Source organism: Azospirillum brasilense, assembly GCF_001315015.1.
Lineage (GTDB): Bacteria > Pseudomonadota > Alphaproteobacteria > Azospirillales > Azospirillaceae > Azospirillum > Azospirillum brasilense.
Genome location: NZ_CP012918.1, coordinates 1 through 16,356 on the forward strand (window position 1 = coordinate 1; position 16,356 = coordinate 16,356).

At 67.0% G+C, this 16,356-nt stretch carries 15 protein-coding genes; 8 read left to right on the top strand and 7 right to left on the bottom strand.

The annotated features are described in order from the left end of the window. Window positions 1-22: 22 nt before the first annotated feature. The 4 genes from AMK58_RS31165 to AMK58_RS27835 form a co-directional block, all read right to left on the bottom strand. The gene (locus tag AMK58_RS31165) at window positions 23-745 is read right to left on the bottom strand and encodes a hypothetical protein (protein WP_208869460.1); all 723 of its coding nucleotides are present in this window, start codon (window positions 743-745) and stop codon (window positions 23-25) included. A 504-nt stretch (window positions 746-1,249) separates the two neighbouring features. Continuing rightward, window positions 1,250-2,065: a CbbQ/NirQ/NorQ/GpvN family protein gene (locus AMK58_RS27825; RefSeq protein ID WP_059399742.1), complete on the bottom strand. Its 816-nt coding sequence runs from the start codon at window positions 2,063-2,065 to the stop codon at window positions 1,250-1,252. Further along, on the bottom strand, window positions 2,065-3,414 hold the full coding sequence (locus AMK58_RS27830; RefSeq protein ID WP_059399743.1) for a cbb3-type cytochrome c oxidase subunit I: 1,350 nt from the start codon (window positions 3,412-3,414) through the stop codon (window positions 2,065-2,067). The genes AMK58_RS27825 and AMK58_RS27830 overlap by 1 nt, the downstream gene beginning before the upstream one ends. A 14-nt stretch (window positions 3,415-3,428) precedes the next feature. Beyond that, window positions 3,429-3,881 carry a c-type cytochrome gene (locus AMK58_RS27835; protein WP_035680906.1) on the bottom strand — a complete coding sequence of 151 codons (453 nt, stop codon included), beginning with the start codon at window positions 3,879-3,881 and terminating at the stop codon, window positions 3,429-3,431. Between the two features lie 496 nt (window positions 3,882-4,377). Between AMK58_RS27835 and nirK the strand changes: the two genes are divergently transcribed. The 3 genes from nirK to AMK58_RS27850 all read left to right on the top strand — a co-directional run bounded on the left by nirK (window position 4,378) and on the right by AMK58_RS27850 (window position 6,783). Next, a complete protein-coding gene (gene nirK / locus AMK58_RS27840) occupies window positions 4,378-5,442 on the top strand; it encodes a copper-containing nitrite reductase (protein ID WP_059399744.1) in 1,065 nt (354 codons plus the stop codon). Window positions 5,443-5,587: 145 nt separating this feature from the next. Next, window positions 5,588-6,214: an FmdE family protein gene (locus tag AMK58_RS27845; RefSeq protein ID WP_035680911.1), complete on the top strand. Its 627-nt coding sequence runs from the start codon at window positions 5,588-5,590 to the stop codon at window positions 6,212-6,214. 23 nt (window positions 6,215-6,237) lie between these two features. Then, window positions 6,238-6,783, top strand: a complete 546-nt coding sequence (locus tag AMK58_RS27850; protein ID WP_035680913.1) for a hemerythrin domain-containing protein — start codon at window positions 6,238-6,240, stop codon at window positions 6,781-6,783. Window positions 6,784-6,853: 70 nt separating this feature from the next. Here AMK58_RS27850 and AMK58_RS31020 read toward each other — a convergent pair whose 3' ends face one another. Both AMK58_RS31020 and AMK58_RS27855 read right to left on the bottom strand, forming a co-directional pair. Beyond that, complete coding sequence (locus AMK58_RS31020; protein WP_167555948.1) at window positions 6,854-7,021, bottom strand: hypothetical protein; 168 nt, start codon at window positions 7,019-7,021, stop codon at window positions 6,854-6,856. Between the two features lie 131 nt (window positions 7,022-7,152). Further along, window positions 7,153-8,034: a LysR family transcriptional regulator gene (locus tag AMK58_RS27855; RefSeq protein WP_035680916.1), complete on the bottom strand. Its 882-nt coding sequence runs from the start codon at window positions 8,032-8,034 to the stop codon at window positions 7,153-7,155. A 364-nt stretch (window positions 8,035-8,398) separates the two neighbouring features. Between AMK58_RS27855 and ccoN the strand changes: the two genes are divergently transcribed. Both ccoN and metB read left to right on the top strand, forming a co-directional pair. Further along, on the top strand, window positions 8,399-9,808 hold the full coding sequence (gene ccoN, locus AMK58_RS27860) for a cytochrome-c oxidase, cbb3-type subunit I (protein WP_236778391.1): 1,410 nt from the start codon (window positions 8,399-8,401) through the stop codon (window positions 9,806-9,808). A 70-nt stretch (window positions 9,809-9,878) separates the two neighbouring features. After that, on the top strand, window positions 9,879-11,063 hold the full coding sequence (gene metB / locus AMK58_RS27865) for a cystathionine gamma-synthase (protein WP_035683404.1): 1,185 nt from the start codon (window positions 9,879-9,881) through the stop codon (window positions 11,061-11,063). On the opposite strand, the gene AMK58_RS27870 is transcribed toward metB, so the two are convergent. Further along, window positions 11,039-11,386: a hypothetical protein gene (locus tag AMK58_RS27870; RefSeq protein WP_035683402.1), complete on the bottom strand. Its 348-nt coding sequence runs from the start codon at window positions 11,384-11,386 to the stop codon at window positions 11,039-11,041. The two genes, metB and AMK58_RS27870, sit on opposite strands and share 25 nt — an antisense overlap. Window positions 11,387-11,613: 227 nt before the next feature. Here AMK58_RS27870 and cobN point away from each other — a divergent pair, with 227 nt between their 5' ends. The 3 genes from cobN to AMK58_RS27885 are packed head-to-tail and all read left to right on the top strand — an operon-like array spanning window position 11,614 to window position 16,345. Beyond that, on the top strand, window positions 11,614-15,534 hold the full coding sequence (gene cobN / locus AMK58_RS27875; RefSeq protein ID WP_059399746.1) for a cobaltochelatase subunit CobN: 3,921 nt from the start codon (window positions 11,614-11,616) through the stop codon (window positions 15,532-15,534). Continuing rightward, window positions 15,531-16,019, top strand: coding sequence for a MotA/TolQ/ExbB proton channel family protein (locus tag AMK58_RS27880; RefSeq protein ID WP_059399747.1), 489 nt, complete (start codon window positions 15,531-15,533; stop codon window positions 16,017-16,019). Before cobN ends, AMK58_RS27880 begins: the two co-directional genes overlap by 4 nt. Next, entirely contained in the window at window positions 16,019-16,345 is a 327-nt protein-coding gene (locus tag AMK58_RS27885; protein WP_035683400.1) for a DUF2149 domain-containing protein, read from the top strand. The genes AMK58_RS27880 and AMK58_RS27885 overlap by 1 nt, the downstream gene beginning before the upstream one ends. Window positions 16,346-16,356: the final 11 nt, after the last annotated feature.

The window sequence follows — 16,356 nt, forward strand, 5'->3', positions numbered from 1 at the left end:
TCACCGTCGGGCTGCCCGGTCATCATTTGGCGGCGCGGCCGCATCGCCTCGAACTGGCGGCGGACCAGGCGGATGCGGCGCAGCGCGTTGGTCGTCGGGCCGCCACTCCTCCCCCTCCAGCGCGGCCGGCTCGGCGATCACGCGGCAATGGTCGGGATGATAGAGACCGGGCGTTTCCAGTCCCACTCGTGATAGGTGATTTCCGGCCCGCAATGGCGCGACGTCGGCGTCCTCGGAGGCCAGATCGAGGTCGAGCTTGAGCTTGGTCGACGCCTTGCGCTCGTGCTGACCCACCGGAGATCTCGTCCAAGTCCTCCGCGGCCTTGCGCGCGCTTTCCTCGTCGTCGTCCTCAACCTTGCGATTGAGATTGACCATCTCCGCCAGCCCGAGAATCTTCTCGAAGCGGTTCAGCATCAGCGGGTCGTCGCGCCGGGTCTGGTCGTTCTCGCGGCGCTTGGCCCTGCGACGCTTGCCGTCGCCTTCGGCCCCGGCGCCGCCCTCCTCATCCGTCTCGGGGGAAGCGGCGCCCTCCGGTGGTGCGGACACCTCGCCCCACAGCGGCACCGGCAGGAAGGGCCGATAGCCGGAGGCGGCGCGGAAGCGGTCGAGCGGGACCGTCGCGTCGGTGACCGCGGCCAGCAGGTCCGGATCGGCTGGGCCGCCGCTACCGATGAGCGTTCCGACGAGTGCCTCTACGGCGGCCTCCTGTCCGGGCAGCCGCCGTTTGGGCCGGGCCGCGCGCATGGCTTGGCAGAGCCGGACGTGCAGCGGGCGCAGACCCGGCCATTCATCGAGCGCCCGTTGCGTGGCCCGACGGGCCGAACGCAGGCGGACGAGGTCGGCCTGCAGCGGGGTCGTCGGGCATCGCCGGAGGCGGTTCGGCCTGGACGAAAAAAATGGCGAGCCATTCGTAGAGCGCCGCGTTGTCCTCGCGGGAGGGGAAGACATCGACGCGGTCGGGAAGCTGGAGGGGTGACGCCGTCGTAGCGGGCGCGTTCCAGCTTTTCCGTCCCGAGACCGAGACGCTGCTTCAGGCCGAGACGATGCCCGGACGTTTCGGCGGAGGTGCCGGCGATGCGCACGGCGCCGGGGCCGCCGAGCGCCCGGAACAGCACGCCGAGGCGCGCGCGAACCTCGTCGAGGCGGACCGCGGCGTTGGGATGACGCGGGTAGGACGCGGCGTCACCGACCAGACGGTGCCACAGGGCTCCGACGAACTCCTCGGGTTCCCAAATCGAGGCCATGCGATCATCCCAGCGTGAGTTCGGCGACCCGAAGCAGCGCCTTTTTGACCTCCGGATCGTCGGTGAGCGGTTCGATCATCGACGCCAGGATCGCCTCGTCGCGAGGCATGCCGTCGCGGATCAAGGAGGCGCAATACACCAACAGCCGGGTCGACACTCCTTCCTCAAGATCCTGTCCCTTGAGCGCGCGCAGGGCGTTTCCCAGCCGCACCAGCGGAGCGACCCGGTCGGCGGACAGCCCGCTTTCCTGGACGACGATCCCGGTTTCGGCATCGGCCTTCGGGAAGCCGAACTCGATGGCGACGAAGCGCTGGCGCGTGCTGGGCTTCAGCGACTTCAGGATGTTCTGGTAGCCGGGGTTGTAGGAGACGACCAGCATGAACGCCGGCGGGGCCTCCAGCAATTCGCCGGTGCGCTCCAGGGGCAGCAGGCGGCGGTCGTCAGTCAGCGGGTGCAGCACCACGGTGACGTCCTTGCGCGCCTCGACCACCTCGTCGAGGTAGCAGATCGCGCCTTCGCGCACCGAGCGGGTCAACGGGCCGTCGGTCCAGACCGTGTCGCCGCCTTTGAGCAGGTAGCGGCCGGTCAGGTCGGCGGCGGTCAGGTCGTCGTGGCAGGACACCGTGTGGAGCGGACGCCCCAGCCTTGCGGCCATGTGCGCGACGAAGCGGGTCTTCCCGCAGCCGGTAGGCCCCTTGAGCAACAGCGGCAGACGGTTGCGGTGGGCATGCTCGAACAACGCCACCTCGTTGCCGGTGGGAGCGTAGAAGGGGACGGCGCCGCCCGCCGTCCCATGCTGGGAGGACGTCTCCTCCGCCATCACTCGGCCGGCGCGATGGAGGGCTGGGTGCGCGCGGGCACCCGCCCGCGCGCCGGTCCGAACACCGCATAGACGAACATGAGCACCGAGATGACCACGAAGATGCCGGAACCCAGGCGCATCCAGTAGAACAAGGCCAGCTGCTCCTGGACCTCCATGTAGGTCATGCCCAGCACGCGCTGCAGATGGACCTGCACGACGCCCGCGAAGGTCAGCGTGAAGGTCATGAAGGCCATGGCCGAGGTCATGATCCAGAAGCTCCACATGTTGAGCACCTGGTTGTAAGGCGCGCGGCCGCGCAGGCTCGGCAGGGCGTAGCTGATGATCGCGAGGTTCAGCATCACGTAGGCTCCGAAGAAGGCAAGGTGCCCGTGCGCCGCGGTGACCTGGGTGCCGTGGCTGTAGTAGTTGACCCAGGACAGCGTGTGCATGAAGCCCCACACGCCAGCACCGAAGAAGGCCATCACCGGGGTGCCGAGCGTCCACAGGAAAGCGGCCTTGTTCGGGTGGTCGCGCCGCCCCTTCCAGGCCATGGTGAAGGCGAACACGACCATGGCGAAGAAGGGCGCGACCTCCAGCGTGGAGAACAGCGAGCCGATCCACTGCCAATAACCCGGAGCACCAATCCAGTAGTAATGGTGGCCGGTGCCCAGCAGGCCGGAGAAGAGGGCGAGGCCGACGATGGCGTAGAGCCACTTCTCCACGACCTCGCGGTCGACGCCGGTCATCTTGATGACCAGGAAGGCGAGGACAGAGGCCATCACCAGTTCCCACACGCCCTCGACCCACAGATGGACGACGTACCACCAGTACAGCTTGTCCAGCGCGAGGTTGGTCGGGTTGTAGAAGGCGAACAGGAAGAAGACCGCGATTCCCCACAGCCCGAGCAGGAGGACGTTGGTGATCGCCGTCCTGCGGCCTTTGATCACGGTCAGCGAGACGTTGTAGAGGAAGATCAACGCCGCGACGACGATGCCGATCTTCACCCACAGCGGCTGTTCGAGGAACTCGCGCCCCTCGTGGATGCCCAGCGTGTAGCCGACCACCGCGCCCAGCGCGCCGACCATCAGGATGGCCAATTGGGCGTAGGCGAGCATCGGGCTCTCGATGTCGCGCTCCGCCTCCTCCGGGATCAGGTAATAGGCCGAGCCGAAAAAGCCGAGCAGGAGCCACACGATCAGCGCGTTGGTGTGGATCATGCGCAGGATGTTGAAGGGCAGGATCTCGGACAGGAAGTTCGGCAGGACGTAGACGGTCCCGGCGAGCGAGCCGACCAGCACCTGGACGACGAACAGGGCCATCGCGCAGGCGAAGTACCAATAGGCGATGCGTTGGGTCGCGTATTTCATGCCATGCCTCCCCTTCAGCCCGCTTGGTTCGGTGGCCAGCCTTGCGTGTCGATGCGGCTGGTCCATTCGAGGAAGTCGACGAGGTCGTTGAGTTCCGCGTCGGTCAGGTTGAACTGCGGCATCTGGCGGCGCCCCTCGACCCCGCTGGGCTGCGACTGCATCCAGGCGATCAGCGCCGTGCGCGCGCCTTCGGCGTCCTCCCGCCCGCCGTAGCGGACCCAGACGTTGCCGAGCTCCGGGGCGAAGTAGGCACCCTCACCAAGCAGCGAGTGGCAGTTGATGCAGGCGTTCCTCTCCCACACGTGCTTGCCGCGTGCGACGCTGTCGGACAGCGTGGCCTCGTCCGTGCTGGTCACTCGAATGTAGTAGTGGCTGTGAATCGTCAGGGCGACGAAGGTGACGAAGAAGAAGAGCGACCCGCCGTAGAAGATGTTGCGCGCCGCTGATTTCGTGAACCGCTCGGCCATCACCTCCCCCTGCTATCGTTACACGGTTAGGTTACGCGTCCAACACCAGTGGAAGCGCAAACAGGACCGTTGGGCCAGTGCGGAAAAGGATAGGATGGAACGACCGAGTGTCCTCGAACGCGGTTCTCGAAGCCGAAGGATGCTGCATGGCGCGGCAATCCTGTGCGGCGGCATTGTTCACGCCGTGAGCCGCGGCGGGATGTCGCAGGGGCGCCGGACCGATTCCATGCTCCCAGCGGGACGGACGATGAGCTGCTCAGTGACCTCATCAGCATCCGCCTTGTGATTTGTGGTTTTTCTCAGTCCTTTGCAGGCGATACACCCCTTCAACCCCCTCGCTCCAGAAAGCAACTTCTCGCAATTGCGAAAAAATCAGAATAAAAACGGAAGTGATCGGAGTGTTGCCCTTACCTAAAATTCTTGACGACCGTTAAGTAACAGGGCCGGGAAATCTGGGACGTTGGCTTCACAAGCAACACTCGCCCTGGATTGCATCATGAAAACCAAGACCTTCCTGGCCACCGTCAGCGCCGCCGCCCTCATCGCCCTGTCGGGGATCGGGGCCGCATCGGCCACCACGCTGTACGCCGAGCCGAAGGTCAAGGAGCCGGCGGTCGACATTGTCCAGGACCCCGCGGCGGTCTCGGCGCCGGAAGCGGCGGGCAAACGCGCGCCAAAGACCCACAACGTCGTGTTGACCACGACCGAGGTCGAAGCCAGGCTGGATGACGGCACGACCTACACTTACTGGACGTTCAACAACAAGGTCCCCGGCCCGATGGTCCGCGTCCGTGTCGGCGACACGGTGAACGTGTCCATGACGAACGCGCCCGGGTCGGTCATGAACCATTCCATTGATTTCCACGCGGCCACCGGTTTCCTCGGCGGCGGACAGATCACCCAGGCGGAGCCGGGCCAGACCAAGGAATTCTCGTTCAAGGCGATGGCCCCGGGTGTGTACGTCTATCATTGCGCCACGCCGATGGTCGCCCAGCACATCGCCAAGGGCATGTTCGGTCTGATCGTGGTCGAACCCGAAGACGGTCTGCCGAAGGTCGACAAGGAATTCTATGTGATGCAGCAGGAGATCTACGCCACCAAGGCGAAAAACCTGCCGGCGGCGGAAGACGACTACGACGGCTTGGTGAACGAGAAGCCTGGCTATCTGGTGTTCAACGGCGCCGTGGGTGGTCTGGTGAAGGACAAGCCATTGAAGGCCAGTGTGGGCGAAACCGTGCGCATCTGGTTCGGTGTCGGTGGACCGAACTTCACCTCGTCGTTCCATGTCATCGGTGAGATCTTTGATCGCGTCCACAACCTCGGTGCCCTCGACACGCCGCCGCTGAAAAACGTGCAGACGGTCTCGGTGGCGCCGGGCGGGGCGACGATGGTGGAGTTCAAGGTCGACTATCCGGGCAAGTACGCCTTGGTCGACCACGCTCTGAGCCGCGCCACCAAGGGGCTCATCGGCATTCTGGAAGTCGATGGCAAGGCGGACGACAGCATCATCCTCGACAAGAGCGGCGACTCCCGCAAGCAGCTCGGCGAGATGAAGCATTGATCCCACCCCGGTGGGATGCGCACAGGGAAGGTGGGGGTGAGACTCTGCCTTCCTCCGTTGGGCATTCCCGCTTGCCACCGGTGCTTGGCCGTTCCGTTTGCGCGAGGACAAAGAGGCCCTTTCATCATCGTGGGATGATCCGGTCATGACCTTACCATCCTTCTATGATGCGGCGCCGCGGCTCGTCGTGTTCGATCCGCTCAGCGCGTTCCTCGGCGCGGCCGAGGACGGCCTGATTCATTACGGCTATGCCGATGCCGTACGGCTGGCCGGCCATTCCTGCCCGACCGTCGCGGGCGCTTACCTGATGACCGTACGGTCCCTGGAGCGTCTGTATCCCGATGAGGTGCCCGAGCGCGGGACCGTCGCAGTGTCTGTTCGCGAGGCAGCCGACGACGGTGTGGCCGGCGTGATGGCAAGCGTCGCCACGCTGCTGACCGGAGCGACGGAAAACACCGGCTTCAAAGGCATCGCTGGACGCTTCGACCGCCGGAACCTCCTGACCTTCGGGGTCGGCATTCAAGGGACGATGGCCTTCGTCCGCACGGGCACGGGAGCGGGCGTGCAAGCGACGCTCGACAGCGGCGTCGTGCCGGTCGATCCGGCGATGTCCGGCCTTCTTCAGCGCCTGTTGTCCCACGCGGCATCCCCGGACGAAGCGGCACAGTTCCGCACCCTATGGCAGGAACGGGTCCGACGCATGCTGGTGGACCACGCCGACGATCCTCGGCTGGTCAGGCTTACCGCCTGGAATGGTCGACCCGACGCGTGACCTCCTTTCAAACGGCTTCGAACATGCACACCGACAGCCAGACCGGCCAACTCCTGCACGACGATCATCACCGGACCATCGACCTTCTGAACGCGTTCGAAGCCTATCTCGAACGCACCACGGAGGACGACATTCCACATCTGGACGCGGACGGTCGCGTTCTGCTCGCCACCATCGGCAAGGAACTGGGCCAGGACCTCGAACGGCATTTTATCCTGGAAGAGCAGTGGCTCTTCCCGCCCATCGCCGCCGCCGGCGCTTACGAGATGACGGCCGACCTCTCGACCGACCACGAAGCCCTGCGCCCGCTCGTCCGCCGCATCACCCGGCTGTGCGCCCTGGCTCTGCGTGAGGGGTTCGATGAGGAAAGCTGGCCGGTCTGCCGCCATTTCGGGCAGCAGCTGATCGAGGGCCTCGTCCTGCACATTCAAAAGGAAGAGACCGCACTGCTCAGTGCCGTTGACGCCGTGCTTACGCCGGCACAGGACGTCTCCCTTGCACGGGCTTACCGTTGTGGGGAAGAGGCGCTTGGCGGCGCGGATGAACGCGCATCATCGCCGCAGGTTTAGGGCGGGCATTCAGCGGCAGGTTCAGCGGCAGATCGGTCGCGGCCAACGTGCGCCGGTGTTCCGAACCGCATCAAGCCGGATTCATCGGCTCGGTGGGCGGGCCGGGGTTGTCCTTGGGTTCCGCCGGCGCGGCGGGCACGGGCTCGTCCTCCTGCTCGTCCGGAAGACGACCGAGGCAGGACCCGTCGGGGCGTGCGAAGGGCGACGAGGGCCGGGGTGCGGACCGCTGGGGCTTCATGGTGATTCCTCCCTTCCTGTCAGAACACCGTTCACGCCGCATCATCGCGACGGCGTGAAAGCCAGCCGGTGAGGCGGCATCCATTTGCGAGCATCAGCCCCGCGCGCGCCGACGCCGGCCGGAACGGGATTTTATTGGGCGTCGGCGCCTTGTTGAGAATTCCCTGTCGCTCCGTCAGAGCCAAGGATGGCCCGCAGGCCTTCGAACGCGGTTTTGAGAACGCTGACGTCAGGCTCCGCCGGGTGAACGGCGTAAATGGGCAAACTGAACGGGTGCGCCTCGGGAACCACTTCCCCCACCCCCTGGTCGAGCATGGGCTGGACCAAGCTCCGTGGGAAATGCCCGGTTCCCCCGCATTGCCTGACATAGTCCAGCCCGAGCGTGCCGACGCCGATCGACAAGGGTGTGGACAGAAGCTCCGGATTTCGCAAACGGATGCTGCGCTGGAACTCGTCGCTCCAGTCGATGAGGACGTAGTGGTCGCCACCGGCGCTCAGAGCGGGGGGAACCCTGACAAGGACCAAATCCTCCTCCAGCAGCAGGCGCACCGCGAGGCCCGGCACGGCGCGCGGCGAATAGAGGACCGCGAGATCGAGCGTCCCGTCGCGAAGGCGCTGGAGCAGATCGTCCGCCAACCCGACCTCGCACCGCAGGGCGATGTCTTCGGCATTCCGCCGCATCCAGGGAATCCAACGGTTCAGCATCCGATTCCACAGACCGGCCTCGCTGCCGATGCGCAGCAGGGCGCGATGCCCGATGGGAAGCGCGGCCTCCTGCCGGGCCTGCTCCCAAAGGCGGAGCATGGCGATGGCGTGACGCTGGAACCGGACCCCGGCCGCGGTGAGCATTGCGCCGTTCTTGTTGCGCACGAACAATTGGCAACCGAGCTGATCCTCCAAGTGCCGGATGCGCGTGCTGACCGTCGATTGCGTGACGTGCAGCCGCTCGGCCGCCGCGACGAAGCTTCCAGCCGTGGCCGCCTCAAGGAAAGTGCGGGCCGTTTCCATGTCCATGCGACGCCCCCACCGGAACTTGCATCGGCTATTCCGATGCAATCCATCGAATAAATTCGCTTTTGCTATGTGTAGGCGCGACCTAGGCTCTGCGCAACCGTGTTACGAGCCGTCGGGCAAGGCGCCTGTGATCCTCCCATTCCAAAACGGGACGGGAGTCCGCGCGCCCTGCGCTGGGCGGCCCTGACCGGCCATCGCCGACCGGGCCGCCATGACGTCGGCTGTCCGGCCGTTCCCGCCTTGCGACGTCGACAGGGTCTTGCGCATGACCGATCTCGCGATCAGCACCACGCTATCCATACCCGGGGCCGGACGGACGGACGGCGACGCGGCCTCGTACGACGCCGGAGACGCCGCGGTGCGGATGTTCATTCGGGCATCCCTGTTCTGGTGTGTGGCCGGGCTGGCAATGGGCTTGTGGGTTGCCCTTCTGCTGGTCGCTCCGACGCTCAATCTTGGACTGGAATGGACCAGCTTCGGCCGCGTCCGGCCGATCCACACCACTCTGATCGTTTATGCCTTCACCGGGAACGCGCTGATCGGCTCGTCGTTCTTTGTGGCGCAGCGGACCTGCCGAACCGCCCTGTGGGGAAGCCGGGAACTGCACCAGCTGCTGTTCGGGTGCTATCAGATCTTCGTCCTCCTGGCGGTGTCCGGCTACGTGATGGGCGCCACCCAGAGCAAGGAATACGCGGAGTTCGAGTGGTACACCGACCTGTTCCTGCTCGGTGTGTGGCTGCTCTACGCGACGATCCTGGTCCGGACGATCCTGCAGCGGCGGGAGAGGCACATCTACGTGGCTCTGTGGTTCTACCTGTCCTTCGTCATCGTCGTCGGCATGGTGCACACGCTGAACAATCTGGCCGTGCCCGTCTCCTTCACCGGAGCGAAGAGCTACCCGTTACTGTCCGGCGTGCAGGATGCCATGGTGCAGTGGTGGTTCGGGCACAATATCGTCGGCTTTTTCCTGACCGCCGGCGTCGTCGGCATGATGTATTATTTCGTGCCGAAACAGGCGGATCGGCCGGTCTATTCATACCGCCTGTCGATCGTGCACTTCTGGTCGCTGGTGTTCATCTACATCTGGGCCGGTCCGCACCACCTGCACTACACGGCTCTGCCGGACTGGGCGCAAACGCTGGGCATGACCTTTTCGATCATGCTGTGGATGCCGTCCTGGGGCGGCATGATCAACGGCATCATGACCCTGTCGGGTGCCTGGGACAAGCTGCGCACCGACCCGGTCCTGCGCTTTCTCGTGACGTCGGTGGCCTTCTACGGCATGTCGACCTTCGAGGGTCCGCTGATGGCCATCAAGCCGGTGAACGCCCTGTCGCACTACACCGACTGGACCGTCGGCCATGTGCATTCCGGGGCGCTCGGCTGGGTGGCTTTCATGGTGTTCGGCTCCCTCTACCACCTCGTCCCGCGGCTCTGGGGGCGGGAGCGCCTGTACTCCGTGGCGCTGGTCAGCCTGCATTTCTGGACGGCGAGCGTGGGCATTCTGCTCTACATCGCCGCTATGTGGGTGTCGGGCATTATGCAGGGTCTGATGTGGCGCGCCTACGACACCCTTGGCTTTCTTCAATATTCGTTCGTCGAGACGGTCACGGCCACTCACCCCTTCCATGTCATCCGCGCAGCCGGCGGCGCCCTGTTTCTCGCGGGGGCGCTCATGATGGTCTACAATCTGGTGCGCACCATGCGGGGCGATGTGGCGAGCAAGTCCGGACGGACAAGCCGCGCCGCGGACCTTCGGGCGGCGGCGCGCTGACGCGGCGCCATCGGGCAGGCCAGGAGCGGTCGAACAGCCGGACCACGGCACGCAGCAGAGGATGCCGAGCATGGACAATGAAAAATCCCCGCAGACGATCGCCGCCGCCAACGGCATCGGGAGCGACGCGCAGTACGGCGCGGTGACGCCGCCGATCCACCTGTCGACCACCTACCGGTTTCCCGGCTTTGAGAAGCCCGGACCATACGACTATTCGCGAACGGCCAACCCGACGCGCGATCTGCTCGCCGATACCCTCGCCCAATTGGAGGGCGGGGCCGGTGCGGTGGTCACGGCCACCGGCATGGCCGCCGTCAGCCTGCTGCTGGCGACGCTTGACCCTGGCGACCTGATAGTCGCTCCTCACGATTGCTACGGCGGAACCCATCGCCTGCTTTCGATGCGAGCGGCGAAGGGGCATTTCGACGTGGCGTTCGTCGATCTGAACGAGGCGGCAGGTTTCGCCGAGGCTCTTCGACGCGGCCCGGCCCTTATTCTGATCGAAACACCGAGCAATCCGCTGATGCGCATCACTGACATCGCCAAACTGGCCGAACAGGGCAAGGCGGCGGGAGCCAGGATCGCCGTCGACAACACCTTCCTTTCGCCCGCGCTCCAGCAACCCCTGGCGCTCGGGGCCGACTTCGTCATCCATTCAACGACCAAGTACCTCAACGGCCATTCCGACGTCGTGGGGGGAGCTGTCATCGCCGCGCACACGCAGGATCTGAACCACCTCAAGGAATGGGCGAACGCGATGGGCCTCACAGGGTCGCCCTTCGACGCGTACCTGACGTTGCGTGGCTTGAGAACGCTGTTCCCACGGCTGGAGTACCAGCAGCGCACCGCCTTTGCGGTGGCCGATTTTCTCGATCGTCATCCGTGCGTGGAGACCGTGCATTATCCAGGCCTGCCGTCTCACCCTGGCCACGCCATCGCGGAGCGCCAGCAGCGTGGTTTCGGCGCCATGCTGAGCTTCAACATCAAAGGCGGAGCGGACGGCGCACGCCGTTTCGTGGAGGCGGTGAAGGTGTTCACGCTCGCCGAGTCACTTGGCGGCATCGAAAGCCTCGTTGCCCACCCGGCGACGATGACGCACGCGAGCATGGAGATCGAGGCGCGGCGAGCGGCGGGCATTGACGACAGCCTGTTGCGCTTGTCCATCGGATTGGAAGGGGAACGAGACTTGCTCATGGATTTGGACCAAGCCCTGAGCTCGACTTTGCTCAATCACGCCGGAAAGCAAACGGCCTGAATGAGGCGGTTGAGCCCGGCGCCGAGGAGTTTCGCGCTCTCCCCGCCCAGCGTTGACAGCGAGAAAGTCGTCTCGCTCCAGAGCCGGAAGCGGACCGCGGCCAGGGCGTCACTGAAGGTCGGTTCGGCCTTGGCATACCATCCCGCGGCGCGTGGTCGGATGGCCATCTCCGCCGAAATTTCGTTGGCCCACAGCGTGACCAGAGAGAACAGCCCGAGCAGCGCCGGGGTGGTGCGGGCGATCGCCGGGTCCGACCATTGCCGTTGGGTCTCGACGCCGAGGTGACGGCGGACCTCGGCGAAGGTCACCGCGCGGCTGCGCACGGAATATGTCGGCAAACAGGCGCTTTATCCGTCCTCGGGGGCGGCGACGCGCCTGCCGGCCTACACGCTGCTGTCGCTCGACCTCAGCCACGACCTGACCGACAGCGTGATCTTGCGCGGCGGCGTGCAGAACCTGACCAACGAGCGCCTCGCCGAGGAATCGTCGCTCTTCACCTACGCGGAAGAGGGACGGCTCTACTGGGTCGGCCTGAACTACAGCTTCTGACATGACACGCCTCATCCATCTGCTGCTGGCGCTCTGCCTGCTCGGCGCCGGAACAGCGTCGGCGGGCGCAGCCGAAGACGGGCAGCCGCGTCCGCTGGTGCGGATCGTCACCAACGGCTTCGTCCTGCCCGGCAAGCTCGACCGCATCGCCCGTTTCGCCGACGAGGCCGGGGTGGCGCTGGACAGCGTCCGCGCCGACACCGCGCCCGGCGAACCGGCGGCGTGGCTCGCCGGGGCCGATCTGGTCATCCTCGACACGCCGCGTCCGGGCGATCTCGCCATGGTGCGGCAGCGGCTGGGCACCGCGCTGTCCGACACGGGCGTGCCCTGGGTTCAGGTCGGCGGCGGCCCGCCTGCCTTAGATCGCGTGGCGCCGGAACACGCGCGGCGGCTGATCGCCTACTACGCCAACGGCGGGGAGGCGAACCTGCGCCGGATGGCCGCCTACATCCGGGCGTGGCGCACGGGCGGGGAGGTCGGCGCCGTGGCTCCGGCGGAGACGCTGCCGAAGAGCGGCGTCTACCATCCGGCCGCTCCCGCCCCATTCGCGCGGACCGGGGATTATCTGGCCTGGGGCGCCGCCCGCTGGCCCGCCGATGCGCCGCGCGTCGCCTTCGCCATCCACGCGAGCAGCCTGTCGTCCATGCAGACGCAGGTGATCGACGCGCTGGTGGCGGGAACCGAGGCGCGCGGGCTGGTGCCGATGGTCATTTGGTTCGACGCCGCCGACCCGCAGGCTCTGCGCAGCCTGCTGGAGCCCGCCTCATCGGAGCAAGCCGGGGCGGCGGTGCTGGTCAACCTGCACCACATGCAGAACGGCCCCGCCCGCCGTGCCGAGTTCGAAGCGCTCGGCATTCCGGTCCTGCAAACGCTCGGGCACCGCGACGGCGGACCGGAGGCGTGGCGGAGCAATCCCGGAGGCATCGCCGCCCATCTGGTGGCGCCCTTCCTGGCGGCGCCGGAAGGCTGGGGGATGAGCGATCCGCTGGTGATCGAGGCGGTGGAGAACGGCGAGCCGGTGCCCATTCCGGAACAGGTGGCGGCCCTGCTCGACAAGGCGGCGGCGCTGGCCGCGTTGCGCCACACCGCCAACGCCGACAAACGGCTGGCGGTCATGGTGTGGAACTACCCGCCCGGTGAAAAGAACCTGTCGGCCTCCAACCTCAACGTTCCGCGCAGCCTGGAGCGGCTGACCGGCGCGCTCGCCACCGCCGGCTACGACGTGCCGCCGACCGCCGAGGTCCGGCTGATCGAGGCGGGGCAGGCGATGCTTGGCGGCCTCTACCGGCCGGAGACGCTCGACCGGCTGCTGGCCGACGGGTTGGCGGAGGGCTTTCCGGTCTCCCGCTACGCCGCGTGGTTCGCGGGCTTGCCCGAAGCGGTTCGCCACAGCGTCACGGAGCGATGGGGGCAGCCGGAGGATCATTGGGCGGTGCGCACCATCGACGGCGAGGCGCGCTTCGTCATCCCGCGCCTGCCTCTGGGCAAACTGACGCTGCTGCCTCAGCCGCCGCGCGCCGGGAAACCCGGCCACGCCCATCACGACGTCAAGGTGCCGCCGGACCATTACTATCTCGCCACCTATCTCTTCCTGCGGGACGCGGTGGAAGCCCACGCGCTGATCCATTTCGGCACCCACGGCACCCAGGAATGGACTCCGGGCAAGGATCGCGGCCTGTGGGCGCAGGATTTCCCACTGCTGGCGGTGGGGCTCCTGCCGGTCTTCTACCCCTACATCCAGGACAACATCGGCGAAGCAATCCAGGCCAGGCGGCGGGGCCGCGCCGTCACCGTCAGCCACCAGACCCCGGCCTTCGCGCCCGCGGGGCTGTACGACGAACTGCGCGATCTTCACGCGCTGGTCCACGAATACGGTCAGCTCGACGATGGCGCCACCCGCGACCGCACCGTCGAACGCATCCGTGCCGCCGCCATCGCCGCGGGAATCGCCGGTGATCTGGAATGGGACGAGGGGCGCATGGACGCCGATTTCCCCGGCCTCCTCGCCGTGCTCCACGACCATCTGCACGAGCTGGCCCGCCACGCCATGCCGCTCGGGCTGCACGGGTTCGGCGATCCGGCGGCCCCCGAGCATCGCCTCGCCACGGTGATGCAGCAGCTTGGCGAGCCTTTCTACCGCAGTCTCGGCCTCGACCCGCAGGAGGTTTTCGCCGGGGACTTCACCGCCCTCAAGGAAACGGAACCCTACCGCCTGCTGCACCGCCATCTGCGGGACGGCGTTCCGCTGGACGGCATCGCCGACCCGGAGCTGCGCGGCCTGCTGGAGAGGGCCGCTGCGCTCGACCGCCATCTGGCCGATCCGCAGGAGTTGGAGGCGCTGCTGACCGGGCTGTCCGGCGGCTTCGTGCGTGCCGGACCGGGCGGCGATCCGGTGCGCAACCCCGATGTGCCGAGCGGGCGCAACATCGCCGCCTTCGAGCCGGACAAGATCCCGACCCGCGCGGCCTACGAGGCCGGCGCCGACGCCTTGGCCAAGCTGATCGACAGCTACCGGGCCGAGCACGACGGAGCGGCGCCGGAAAAGATTGCCGTTTCGCTGTGGTCGTCGGAGGCGATGCGCCATCTCGGCGTTCTGGAAAGCCAGGTGCTCCACGCGCTGGGCCTGCGCCCGGTGTGGGACGGCGGGGGCCGGGTCACGGCGCTGGAGATCGTTCCCGCTGCCGAACTGGGGCGCCCACGCATCGACGTCGTGCTCCAGGTGACCAGCGTCTACCGCGACCAGTTCGACGGCTTCATGCGCCTGCTGGCCGGGGCCATCGACCGTCTGGCCCGTCTGGACGAGCCGGACAACGCCGTGGCGCGCCACAGCGCAGAGACAGCGCGGAGCCTGATCGGGCTGGGCGTGGCGCCCGAACGGGCGCAGAACCTGGCCGGGCTACGGCTGTTCGGCAACGAGCCGGGCGATTACGGCAGCGGCCTGCCGGATGCGGTGCTCGATTCCACCCATTGGAATCACGACACCGCGCTGGCCGACGCCTTCCTCGACCGGCTGCAATACGCCTACGGTGCGCGGGAGTGGGGCTTGCGGCTGCCCCCGGACGCCGGGAACCTCCTCGCCGAGAATCTGCGCGGCGTCCAGGCGGCGGTGCTCGCCCGCTCCTCGCGGCTGCACGGGGTGCTGTCCACCGACCATCCCTTCGAGTATCTCGGCGGGCTGGCGCTGGCGGTGCGGCGCCTCGACGGCGAAAGCCCGTCGCTCTACATCGCCGACCTGCGGGAGTCGCAGGCGCGCGTCACCGGAGCTGCCCGCTTTCTGGCCGACGAACTGCGCGTGCGGTACCTCAACCCGCACTGGATCGGCGCCATGCAGGCCGAGGGCTACGCCGGCACCACCGAGATCGTGAAGACGGTCAACAACCTGTGGGGCTGGCAGGTGACCGCGCCGGAGACGGTGCGGGCCGACCAGTGGCAGGCGGTCCACGACACCTACATCCGCGACCGCCGCAATCTCGGCCTCGACGGCTGGTTCGAGAAGCACAACCCCACGGCACAGGCGCAGGTGATCGAACGGATGGCCGAGGCGATCCGCAAGGGCTATTGGGACGCCGACGAGCAGACCCGCCGCGACCTGGCCGAACGCTGGCAGGCCCTGGTGCGCGACCACGGGGTGAGCACCGGGGCATCGGCAACGACGGCGTTCATGGAGGCCATGGCCGCCGGCTATGCCCCGGCACCTGAGCCGTCCGTTCCCACCCCTCCCGCCGAAGCCGCGGCGTCCGAAGCGGTTTCCGAAACCGTCCAGGGGCAGGTGATGACGCCGGTCCGGGCGGACGGCGGAAACGATCCGGCGGCGTGGCGCGTGTGGGCCGGGATGGCCTTTCTCTTCCTTTTCGTGCTGGGCGGAGCCGCCCGTCAGGCCGGCGTCAACCGCCGCCTCCCTTCTTCGAGGACTTTGACATGACCATCCTGGAAAGCGGGCTCTACGACATCGCCCGCCTGTTCCTGCTGCCCGTCCTGCTGCTGATCCTGGCGTCGCTGGCCTACAGCTTGTGGGCGCTGGGGGCCTTCGCGGTGGAGGCGTGGCAACGCCGCCGCGGCGTGCACCGCTCGCCGCTGATCGCGCACCGCCACCGCACGGGATGCGGCAGCGACGATCTGGAGCTGTGGATCATGAAGCGGCTGGAGTGGCTGCGGGTGGTGGCCCGCAGCGCGCCGATGCTGGGGCTGGTGGCGACGATGATCCCCATGGGGCCGGCCCTGCTGGCCCTGATCCGCAACGACGCCCAGGGCATCGGCGAGAACCTGACGGTGGCCTTCTCCGCGGTGATCCTGGCGCTGGTCGCGGCCAGCATCGCCTTCTTCATCCTGACCTTCCGCCGCCGCTGGCTGCTGGAGGATCTGCGGGCGGTCGAGCGGTCCCTGGCCGAAGCCGGAGGAGCCGGCTGATGCGCTTTCTCGACCATGACGACGCCGACGATCCGATCCTGTCGGTGGTCAACCTGATCGACCTGTTCCTGGTGGTCATCGGCATCCTGATGATCGTCATCGTGCGCAACCCGCTCAACCCGTTCTCATCCACCAAGGCCGTCATGGTGGAGAATCCCGGCGAAGTCGACATGCGCATCACGGTGAAGGATGGACAGGAACTGACCCGTTATGAATCGACCGGGGCCATCGGGGAGGGCAAGGGAATCCGGGCGGGAACGACCTACCGTCTGCCGGACGGCCGCTTGATCTACGTGCCCGAAACGGCCGCTCCGGGCACGCCGTGACCGGACCCCGT

What these genes read in the sequence shown, in the direction of transcription:
- AMK58_RS31165 (WP_208869460.1), bottom strand. Translation starts at nt 745, where the DNA reads ATGCGCGCGGCCCGGCCCAAACGGCGGCTGCCCGGACAGGAGGCCGCC.
- AMK58_RS27825 (WP_059399742.1), bottom strand. Translation starts at nt 2,065, where the DNA reads ATGGCGGAGGAGACGTCCTCCCAGCATGGGACGGCGGGCGGCGCCGTC.
- AMK58_RS27830 (WP_059399743.1), bottom strand. Translation starts at nt 3,414, where the DNA reads ATGAAATACGCGACCCAACGCATCGCCTATTGGTACTTCGCCTGCGCG.
- AMK58_RS27835 (WP_035680906.1), bottom strand. Translation starts at nt 3,881, where the DNA reads ATGGCCGAGCGGTTCACGAAATCAGCGGCGCGCAACATCTTCTACGGC.
- nirK (WP_059399744.1), top strand. Translation starts at nt 4,378, where the DNA reads ATGAAAACCAAGACCTTCCTGGCCACCGTCAGCGCCGCCGCCCTCATC.
- AMK58_RS27845 (WP_035680911.1), top strand. Translation starts at nt 5,588, where the DNA reads ATGACCTTACCATCCTTCTATGATGCGGCGCCGCGGCTCGTCGTGTTC.
- AMK58_RS27850 (WP_035680913.1), top strand. Translation starts at nt 6,238, where the DNA reads ATGCACACCGACAGCCAGACCGGCCAACTCCTGCACGACGATCATCAC.
- AMK58_RS31020 (WP_167555948.1), bottom strand. Translation starts at nt 7,021, where the DNA reads ATGAAGCCCCAGCGGTCCGCACCCCGGCCCTCGTCGCCCTTCGCACGC.
- AMK58_RS27855 (WP_035680916.1), bottom strand. Translation starts at nt 8,034, where the DNA reads ATGGACATGGAAACGGCCCGCACTTTCCTTGAGGCGGCCACGGCTGGA.
- ccoN (WP_236778391.1), top strand. Translation starts at nt 8,399, where the DNA reads ATGTTCATTCGGGCATCCCTGTTCTGGTGTGTGGCCGGGCTGGCAATG.
- metB (WP_035683404.1), top strand. Translation starts at nt 9,879, where the DNA reads ATGGACAATGAAAAATCCCCGCAGACGATCGCCGCCGCCAACGGCATC.
- cobN (WP_059399746.1), top strand. Translation starts at nt 11,614, where the DNA reads ATGACACGCCTCATCCATCTGCTGCTGGCGCTCTGCCTGCTCGGCGCC.
- AMK58_RS27880 (WP_059399747.1), top strand. Translation starts at nt 15,531, where the DNA reads ATGACCATCCTGGAAAGCGGGCTCTACGACATCGCCCGCCTGTTCCTG.
- AMK58_RS27885 (WP_035683400.1), top strand. Translation starts at nt 16,019, where the DNA reads ATGCGCTTTCTCGACCATGACGACGCCGACGATCCGATCCTGTCGGTG.